Annotated in this window: 13 protein-coding genes; 8 read left to right on the top strand and 5 right to left on the bottom strand. The window is 68.5% G+C overall.

Annotation, left to right across the window (positions count from 1 at the left end; translation table 11 throughout):
- The first annotated feature begins 163 nt into the window (after positions 1 to 163).
- Together AB0J08_RS15135 and AB0J08_RS15130 are read left to right on the top strand one after the other, a co-directional pair.
- Positions 164 to 622 (top strand): hypothetical protein, encoded by a 459-nt coding sequence (locus AB0J08_RS15135; protein ID WP_360632724.1) that lies wholly within the window; start codon positions 164 to 166, stop codon positions 620 to 622.
- Positions 623 to 1,088: 466 nt separating this feature from the next.
- A complete protein-coding gene (locus tag AB0J08_RS15130) occupies positions 1,089 to 1,793 on the top strand; it encodes a hypothetical protein (RefSeq protein ID WP_360632721.1) in 705 nt (234 codons plus the stop codon).
- On the opposite strand, the gene AB0J08_RS15125 is transcribed toward AB0J08_RS15130, so the two are convergent.
- Entirely contained in the window at positions 1,788 to 2,072 is a 285-nt protein-coding gene (locus AB0J08_RS15125) for a transposase (protein WP_360632718.1), read from the bottom strand. The two genes, AB0J08_RS15130 and AB0J08_RS15125, sit on opposite strands and share 6 nt — an antisense overlap.
- 39 nt (positions 2,073 to 2,111) lie before the next feature.
- Between AB0J08_RS15125 and AB0J08_RS15120 the strand changes: the two genes are divergently transcribed.
- Positions 2,112 to 2,795 carry a class I SAM-dependent methyltransferase gene (locus tag AB0J08_RS15120; RefSeq protein ID WP_360632715.1) on the top strand — a complete coding sequence of 228 codons (684 nt, stop codon included), beginning with the start codon at positions 2,112 to 2,114 and terminating at the stop codon, positions 2,793 to 2,795.
- 153 nt (positions 2,796 to 2,948) lie between these two features.
- Here the strand turns inward: AB0J08_RS15120 and AB0J08_RS15115 are convergent, their stop codons facing one another.
- From AB0J08_RS15115 to AB0J08_RS15105, 3 genes are read right to left on the bottom strand one after another with little or no spacing between them, the layout of a single operon-like run.
- Positions 2,949 to 3,152, bottom strand: a complete 204-nt coding sequence (locus tag AB0J08_RS15115) for a DUF397 domain-containing protein (RefSeq protein WP_360632712.1) — start codon at positions 3,150 to 3,152, stop codon at positions 2,949 to 2,951.
- A gap of 39 nt (positions 3,153 to 3,191) precedes the next feature.
- Positions 3,192 to 3,386, bottom strand: coding sequence for a DUF397 domain-containing protein (locus AB0J08_RS15110; RefSeq protein WP_360632709.1), 195 nt, complete (start codon positions 3,384 to 3,386; stop codon positions 3,192 to 3,194).
- A 1-nt stretch (position 3,387) separates the two neighbouring features.
- Entirely contained in the window at positions 3,388 to 4,248 is an 861-nt protein-coding gene (locus AB0J08_RS15105; RefSeq protein WP_360632706.1) for a helix-turn-helix transcriptional regulator, read from the bottom strand.
- 311 nt (positions 4,249 to 4,559) lie between these two features.
- Between AB0J08_RS15105 and AB0J08_RS15100 the strand changes: the two genes are divergently transcribed.
- From AB0J08_RS15100 to AB0J08_RS15080, 5 genes are all read left to right on the top strand, one after another.
- Positions 4,560 to 4,955, top strand: a complete 396-nt coding sequence (locus tag AB0J08_RS15100; RefSeq protein WP_360632703.1) for an ATP-binding protein — start codon at positions 4,560 to 4,562, stop codon at positions 4,953 to 4,955.
- A complete protein-coding gene (locus AB0J08_RS15095) occupies positions 4,952 to 5,209 on the top strand; it encodes a hypothetical protein (RefSeq protein ID WP_360632700.1) in 258 nt (85 codons plus the stop codon). Before AB0J08_RS15100 ends, AB0J08_RS15095 begins: the two co-directional genes overlap by 4 nt.
- Entirely contained in the window at positions 5,197 to 5,436 is a 240-nt protein-coding gene (locus tag AB0J08_RS15090) for a hypothetical protein (protein WP_360632697.1), read from the top strand. The genes AB0J08_RS15095 and AB0J08_RS15090 overlap by 13 nt, the downstream gene beginning before the upstream one ends.
- Complete coding sequence (locus AB0J08_RS15085; protein ID WP_360632694.1) at positions 5,433 to 5,723, top strand: hypothetical protein; 291 nt, start codon at positions 5,433 to 5,435, stop codon at positions 5,721 to 5,723. The genes AB0J08_RS15090 and AB0J08_RS15085 overlap by 4 nt, the downstream gene beginning before the upstream one ends.
- 99 nt (positions 5,724 to 5,822) lie before the next feature.
- Positions 5,823 to 6,617, top strand: a complete 795-nt coding sequence (locus AB0J08_RS15080) for a DUF2785 domain-containing protein (RefSeq protein ID WP_360632691.1) — start codon at positions 5,823 to 5,825, stop codon at positions 6,615 to 6,617.
- Here the strand turns inward: AB0J08_RS15080 and AB0J08_RS15075 are convergent.
- A complete protein-coding gene (locus AB0J08_RS15075; protein WP_360632688.1) occupies positions 6,607 to 7,548 on the bottom strand; it encodes a helix-turn-helix transcriptional regulator in 942 nt (313 codons plus the stop codon). The two genes, AB0J08_RS15080 and AB0J08_RS15075, sit on opposite strands and share 11 nt — an antisense overlap.
- Between the last annotated feature and the right edge of the window lie 56 nt (positions 7,549 to 7,604).

Below are 7,604 nucleotides of genomic sequence, written 5' to 3'. Positions count from 1 at the left end.
CCGAGGCGAGCACCAGGTCGGCGCCGTTGCCGTCCACCTGATTGCCCTCGACCCGGTTGCCGCTCGCCGGGTGCCCCGGCGGGTCTCCGACTTCCCACTCCCAGCGCCCCGGACCTGCTTCGAACGTGGTCGGCTGGTCGAGCGAAATGATGTGATGGCCCGCATGACCGGCTCTCACAACGACGACGAACCCCCCGAGCACCGGCGCTATGCCCGATACCTGCGGGCCTTGGACAGCGTCGCGGAGGCGGAGGAGGCCGAGCTGCTGGCCACCGTCCTTCGCGACGACCACGCAGCCATGGCCGAGAGCGCCGTGAACCATCACCTCGAACGCCGGGCGGCCCAACAGCTGACCAGCCCCCAGTTCACCGGCTGGGCCACCATGATGGCCACGGTCATCGGCGATCGCGCCTTCCTCGTCCGCCGCCTGCGCGAGTGGACTCTGCTCCGGTCTATCGCGCTGGACGAACCCTGGACCGAGGAGGAACTGCTGACCGCGTCCGACTGGTTCCAGCGCACGGCCGCCGCCGCCCAGCTCGTCACTTCCCCCGCCGCCCTCGGCCTGCTGGCCGAGCACGGACGCACCCGCCGTGTCCGCAACGCGGCGAGCCGCCGAACCTAGCGACCACATCAACGCCCCAGGCTGATCCGTTCCGCAGGGCTTGACGATTCATCACTGGTTCGAGGCGGACTGGAAGCTGTGGGAGGCGGACTACGCCAAGTGCGGTCCGCGCAGCCCCAGCCCCAACTGTCACTGACCCTGTTGCGCTGGACGGGGGCCCGGTGGCGGGGCCCCTCGCGGTGACGGGGCCCGCTTCGACACGGCACCACCGCCTCGTCGCCCCGGAGAGCACAAGATCTTCATGAGCCTTCTAGGCCATGTCTCTCCGATTCATCTGACTTGCTGTCCCTGCGCGACTCGACAGAATTTTCGTGCCCGTCAGATCGCTGCAACCAGACGTGGTGTGGGTGGTAACCCTGTCCCACTGGGCGAGCTCCGGCAGAATCTGGATGCCGCATCGGCTGCCCGACTGGTAGCGTCGGGATCTTCACCGGTCCGCCGGATGGAGTACCCGGGCAGGATCCCCATGACCGACCCACACCGTCGACTCAGGAACGCACTCGACGCACTGGACGTCGCCTTCGCGCCCCTCGCATCGGATGCAATCACCTTTGGCGGCTGCACCCACTGCTACGCCGACAGCGACCTCGCGGCCCTCGAAGGGCCCGTCGACCAGGTGCCGGACGACCTGATCTCCTCCGTCGCGGCCAAGTCGGTCGGCCACTGGGATGACTTCCCCGCGCTGTATCGCCGGATGACGCCCCGGATCGTACGGCTCCTGGTAACCGATCAGCTCCACGTCAATCACGGGCTGATCGCCTCCCGGCTGGTCACCGCAGGTTGGCACGACTGGCCCGTCCCTCAGCGGGACGCACTGGAGCGGGTCTGGCACGCCTGGTGGCGCTCGACTCTGCACGAACACCCCGGCTCCGCGTACATCACGGGGGTGTTGGAGACCATCGCCGTCAGCACCGGCACCCTGGCACCATGGCTGACGATCTGGGCCGGCACCCGGACGGAGGCGGCAGACCGGCATCTGGACGACGCCCTCGACGACTGGCTCTTCGAGACGCAACTCACCAACCTGCGGCTGGGCTTCTATGACGAGCTGGATGCCACTGCCGAACTGGTGCCCTGGCTGCTCTCCCTGGGCGCTGCCCGGATCGGGGCCACCCGGTTCTTCGAGGTGGAACGGATTTCACTCGGCCAGGCCATGCCCCACCATTCATGAGCGGAGCCATATGACGATGGCTGCGAGGGCGACGGCGCCGAGGAAGACGTGGCCGCGCTTGTCATAGCACGTCGCCACGGCTCGGAAGCCCTTGAGCTTGTTGATCGCTCCGAACCGCTCCGGCAGGTCGCGCCACTGCACGCCCGTCCGAACTCGGTGCAGGACACCGTTGATCACCTGCTGATGGTCCCGCCACCTGCCGCAACGTCCATTGCTCACGGGCAGGAGGGGCTCCAGCCTGGCCCATTCCGCGTCCGTCAGATCACCGCGACCAGTCACACCAAGCTAACGATCCGGTGATCGGAGAGACATGGCCTCATGTCCAGCGCCCCCCGAACCGCCCCGGAGTACTGGGACAAGTACCGGCCCCACCGCGGCGAGGAGCCCCAGAGCCGCCCGGCAGCGGACCGCTTCGACTGGACCGGTGTCCCCGGCCACGGACCGGGCGCGGAGATCCTGGGAAATCCGAGGACGGCCCTGGACCTCGGGCCGGCCGAGGGCGAGAACGCGGCCTTCCTCGCGCTGGCCGGGGTCGAGGTCGTCGCAGTGGACTTCTCGCCGTTCCAGATCGAGCGCGCTCGCGGGTTCTGGAGCGATCTGCCGGCGCTGGAGTTCGTCCACGCCGAGGCCTGCGCGTTCCTTGACCAGGACAGGCGATCGTTCGACGCGATCTACTCCACCTGGGGCGCGGTCTGGTTCACCGATCCCGAGGAGCTGTTCCCCCGGGTCGCCGGGCGACTCACCCCGGGCGGGACCTTCGCGTTCTCCCACCGGGAGCCGGCCGCCGGAACGTACGGCGCACAGATCATGGGCGGAAAGTGGCTGGAGGGCCGTGAGACGGAGCTGACAGTCCTGCGCTGGCAGCACACCGCCGAGCAGTGGACGGACCTGCTCAAGCGCCATGGCTTCACGGGAATCGAGGCGCAGGTCCTCCCGGCGCCGGAACCCGGCGCTTTGGGCACCCTGCTGGTGAAGGCCGAGGTCCCGATCGCAGGCCGTTGAGCACGAGGGGAACATGAAGGCCGTGCCGCCCTGGCCCGAAATGGCGGATCACCGTTACGTTCAACGGCCCCCAGTGCGATGACGACGACTCCCGAACATGTTGCGGCAAGCCGGTGATGGCGGCCCTCGCTCGGCTGAGCGAGGGCCGCTGGGCTATGCCGTGGGGGCGGTGAAGTGGTCGAACTCGCCGGCCTTGACGCCCTGGAGGAACTTGGCGAACTTCGTCGGCGTGGTGCGGACGATGATGCCACCGTCGTCGGACTCACGGAGTTCGACCAGCCCGTCAACAGAGCGGACTTCAACGCAGTTGTCACCGGAGCTACTGAAGGACGACTTCTGCCAGTTGGTGTTGAACATCGTGGCTCCCAGGTAGTGAGATGTCGTATGTAAGTCAGGTCATGCGGTGAAGTGGTCGAACTCGCCGGCCTTGACGCCCTGGAGGAACTTGGCGAACTTCGTGGGGATCGTGCGGACGATGATGCCACCGTCGTCGAACTCACGGAGTTCGACCAGCCCGTCAACAGAGCGGACTTCAACGCAGTTGTCACCGGAGCCACTGAAGGACGACCTCTTCCAGCCGCTCGGAATCATCTCAGTCTTTCAGGTTTCGAACTGTATCTTGGATAATATTTCGCGACTCTTCCTCGGTGAGCGCCACCTTTCCAATACGGTCGAAGATGGCGCGATATGACTCAAGCTCACTCGGGGCGTCAAAGAAGATGGGGCCTCGCGAGGACTCCATTTCGACCGTATCAAGCTCGGGAACCTCACCGAAGCTGTAGATGATGCTCTCGATCGGGCCTGGGTGAGTGTGCACGTTGAAGGGAATCACGCGGATGCTTATGTTGTCCCGGAGCGAGTCATCGATCACGCACCGGAGCTGATCGCGCAGCACATCGGTGCCACCAAATCGCGTGAGGAGGCTGGACTCATGCACATACGCCTCCAGCTTCTTCTGGGGGCTTCGGAGAAGGATGTTTCTGCGCTGCGTACGAAAGGCCGCATATAGATCGACCTCGTGGATCGTGAGGCTGGGGACCCTCCGGCTGAACATCCCTCTTGCGTAGTCGCCGGTCTGCAGAAGCCCCGGAAGAAATACTGACGTCCACACCTTGATCGTTCCGGCAGCGAAGTCTTCATGTTCGGCGGATTCGAGGAAGGCGCTGGGGAGTAGGACGCGATACTCCTCCCACCATCCTTTCGTTCGATCTTGCGTCATGTTGCCAAGCGCGTCGAGCAGCGGGTCGTTGAGGCACTTGCAGGCGTTGGCGATCGCGCGCAGTCGCTGACGACTGACCCCGATCCTGCCGGACTCCATCTGGCTGATCTGGCTCACGTCGATGCCGAGGGTCCTGGCAAGCTGCGGGCCGCTGAGCGCCGCAGCCTCGCGAATCTTCCGAAGCTCAGCGCCGAGCCGGCGTTGCCTCAGGGACGGGTTGCGGCGTGGCGGCATTCGTTCGTTCCTTACGTGAAGTAGGCCAAGTCTGCCTCCTACCAGGCGTTTCGGTCCACCAATGGCCCCTGCTGCACCACCTGCGGGTGACATTCAGGGGAATGAGTTCCTCATATGGAACTCTTGCTGTAGCGTCGGTCTCCGTCGTCATCCGACTGATCGTCAGTAACGCCTGTTTCCAGGGCAGTAGGCGCCTGCTGCCCGCGCACCGCAGAGCAGCCATGCGTGGCATCCCGGTCTCGTTCTGGCTTGGCTCACGGCGACGTATCCGCCGGTGAAACCCCACTGCATCCTCTTCTCGGAGGTCTCTCATGTGTGCCTTCACCCTGCCCGAAACCCCCTCCCCGCTGCCGCCGGACTGGTCCGCCGCCCGCGAGGAGCTGCGTGACGCCCTCGCCGTCGCGGCCTGGCCGGACGACCTGATCGCCGATGCCGAACTCGCCCTGTGCGAGCTGTACATCAACGCCTGGCGCCACGGCGCCACCCCCGCGCCGACCGTCGTGGTCGTCCTCCACTCCGGCCGGACCCTGCGGGTCTCGGTCGCGGACGACAGCCCCACCCTGCCCGAGCCGCGTCAGAGTGCCGACCCCTACGAACTGTCCGGCCGGGGCCTGCACCTGGTCCGCTCGCTCACCCACCGCTTCGGCACCGAACCCCGCAAGCGCGGCGGCAAGTGCGTCTGGTTCGAGCTGGACGCCGCCGCGTGACCATGAACCGCGAACCGATCGCCCCCGACGACCCCCGCATGCGCGACTACACCCACACCCAGATCACCACCCTCCTCCGCGAACTCCACACCCGAGGCGCCAGGTTCGGCATCCAGTGGGGCTCCGCCACCACCCACCACAGCACCGTCGACGGCCGCATCCTCGTCGACTTCGGCACCGCCCCCCTCGCCACCCTCCTCAACCTCCTCCACCTGCTCCGCGACACCGAGAGGAACGAGCCGTGGGAGTCCTGATCCCCCTGATCACCGAAGCGATCCACACCGAACGCACCACCGTCGCCTACCTCAGCGTCGAGCACGCCCCCGACGCCACCGTCCAGCTCCGCCTCGCCGTCGACCTCGACCTCCACACCGGCCCCGGCGAACAGCTCGCCCTCCCCCTCACCCACGACCAGGCCCACGAACTCCTCCACGGCCTCGCCGCCCACCTCGGCCACCGCGTCCTGGGAATCCGCCGATGAGAACCGGCACCGCCAACTTCCTCGTCGGCGCCGCCCTCCTCACCCTCCTCGCGCTCGCCCTGACCACCGTCGCCCTCGGCGTCATCACCGCCCTCAAGGTCAACGACGACCACCACACCCAGGCGCCCGCGCCGATCACCCGCCACGGCCGCTGGGAACTGCGCCAACTCCCCGACGGCACCACCGAATACGCCTGGATCGCCCGCCAGGCCGGCCACTACGGCCCCGAGATCCAACCCCACCACCACCGCAACACCAACCCCGGCCGCCACCGCATACCCACCTGACGCGGAAACGCGAAGGCCCCTACCCACCAGGGCAGGGGCCTCGCCGCCACCCCGGAAATTCCCGGTGCGGTACAGCGAGCCGGGCCTATCCTGCCTGCCGTGACCGACTGGAGCAGGATCGAAGCCGCCGACTGTGCCGTACCCACCGACCGCCCCCTGGAGGAGCTGGTCCGGGAACTCTCGGCGGCCCTCGCGGACCCCGATCCGGACGTCCGAGACGGCGCGCCCTACGCCGTCCTCGCGACCTGGATCGAGCGTGGGGTGATCGACGAGCCCCGGCGGCTGGCGCTGGGGGACGAGATGGCCGCCCGCTTCCAGGAGCCGGAGATCCAGGCCCGCACCTTCGCCCCCCTCGTACTCGACATGCTGGTGAAGAAGGGGGATCTCAAGGCGAGTTGGGTGGACGCGTTCGAGCGGTGGTACCCGGCGGAGCAGGACCTTCGCGGCCATGACGAGAAGCTCGGCTGGCTGCACGCCGTCGCGCACGGCGCGGATCTGCTGGACCGGTTCGGCCACCACCCCGAGGTGGATCCGGTGCGGATGCTGCACCTCGCCGCCGCGCGGCTGACGGCCCCCACCGACCACGTGCTCGACCAGCTGGAGGACGACCGGCTGGCGCGGGCCATCGCCCGGGTACTCACCCGAACCGACCTGAGCAAGTCCGACGCGACCGGCTGGCTGGACCCGGTCGCCGACTGCTTCGGAGCCGACCGCATCAGCACCCCCGTGCCCGCCCACCTCAGCAACTGCCTGCGCACGCTGCGTCTGCTCTACGTCCTCGCGGACCGGGGCGTGCGGCCGCCGGGCACCGATCTGGCGCCGGAAGCCCTCCACCACGGTGCGGCCGTCAAGGAACGCCTCGCCGCCGTCCTCGACCGGATCGTCAAGCGGTAGGCGCCGAGCTCGGGAGGCCCAGGTCTGCGGCCGGTGCCATCGCGGCGCTCGCCGCCAGTAGCCGCAGCCCCGCCTCCGAGGACGAACCGGGTGCCGCGCTGAACAGCAGCATCCGGTGGCCGGACGCCTCCGGCAGCGGCAGCGCCTCGAAGTCCAGCCTCAGTTCGCCGACCACCGGATGGTGGAACTCCTTGGCGCCGAACAGGCAGTCGTGCACCGGGTGGCGCGACCAGAGTTCCGCGAACTCCGGGCTCTTCATCGACAACTCGCCGATGATCTCTGCCAGTTGCCGGTCCTCCTGGTGGCGCCCGGCGGCCAGCCGCAGGAACGCCACCTGGGCCCGCGCCTCGCTCTCCCAGCGCGGGTACAGCTCGCGGGTGCGCGGATCGAGGAAGAGCAGCCGGGAGAGGTTGGGGCGGTCCGCCGGCCGGTCGGGCGCGGCCAGGTCGACGTGTCCGGCCAGCAGGGCGTGACCGAGCGGGTTCCAGGCCAGCACCTCGTTGCGTCGCCCGACCGCCACCGCCGGGACGTCCGCCATCGCCCCGATCAGCTGCCGCACCGCCGGCCGGGCCCGCTCGAAGCGCTCGGCCGCCCGCCCCTTCCCCGAACGGCCCGGGCGGTCCGGGCGGGCCAGGTTGCGCAGGTGGGCGTGCTCGTCGCCGTCCAACCGCAGCGCCCGAGCGATGGCGTCCAACACCTCGTCGGAGACGTTGCGGCTCTGCCCCTGCTCCAGCCGCGTGTAGTAGGTGATGCTGACGCCCGCCAGCTGCGCCAGTTCCTCGCGGCGCAGGCCGGGCACCCGGCGCCGGGTGCCGTACGCGGTCAGGCCGACGTCCTCGGGTTGCAGCCGGGCGCGCCGGGTGCGCAGGAACTCGCCCAGCTCGGTCGGCTTCTCCGGTGTCGGCGACTCGGGTGCGGTGGCTGCGGTCATGCCCTCCAGTCAACACCGCCGGGCGCCGCCGAGCCTGTCCCTGTCAGTGCCACCCT

This window comes from Kitasatospora sp. NPDC050463, from assembly GCF_040655255.1.
GTDB lineage: Bacteria > Actinomycetota > Actinomycetes > Streptomycetales > Streptomycetaceae > Kitasatospora.
The sequence above is the reverse complement of the archived record's forward strand: the minus strand, read 5'-3'. Positions and strand labels throughout refer to the sequence as shown.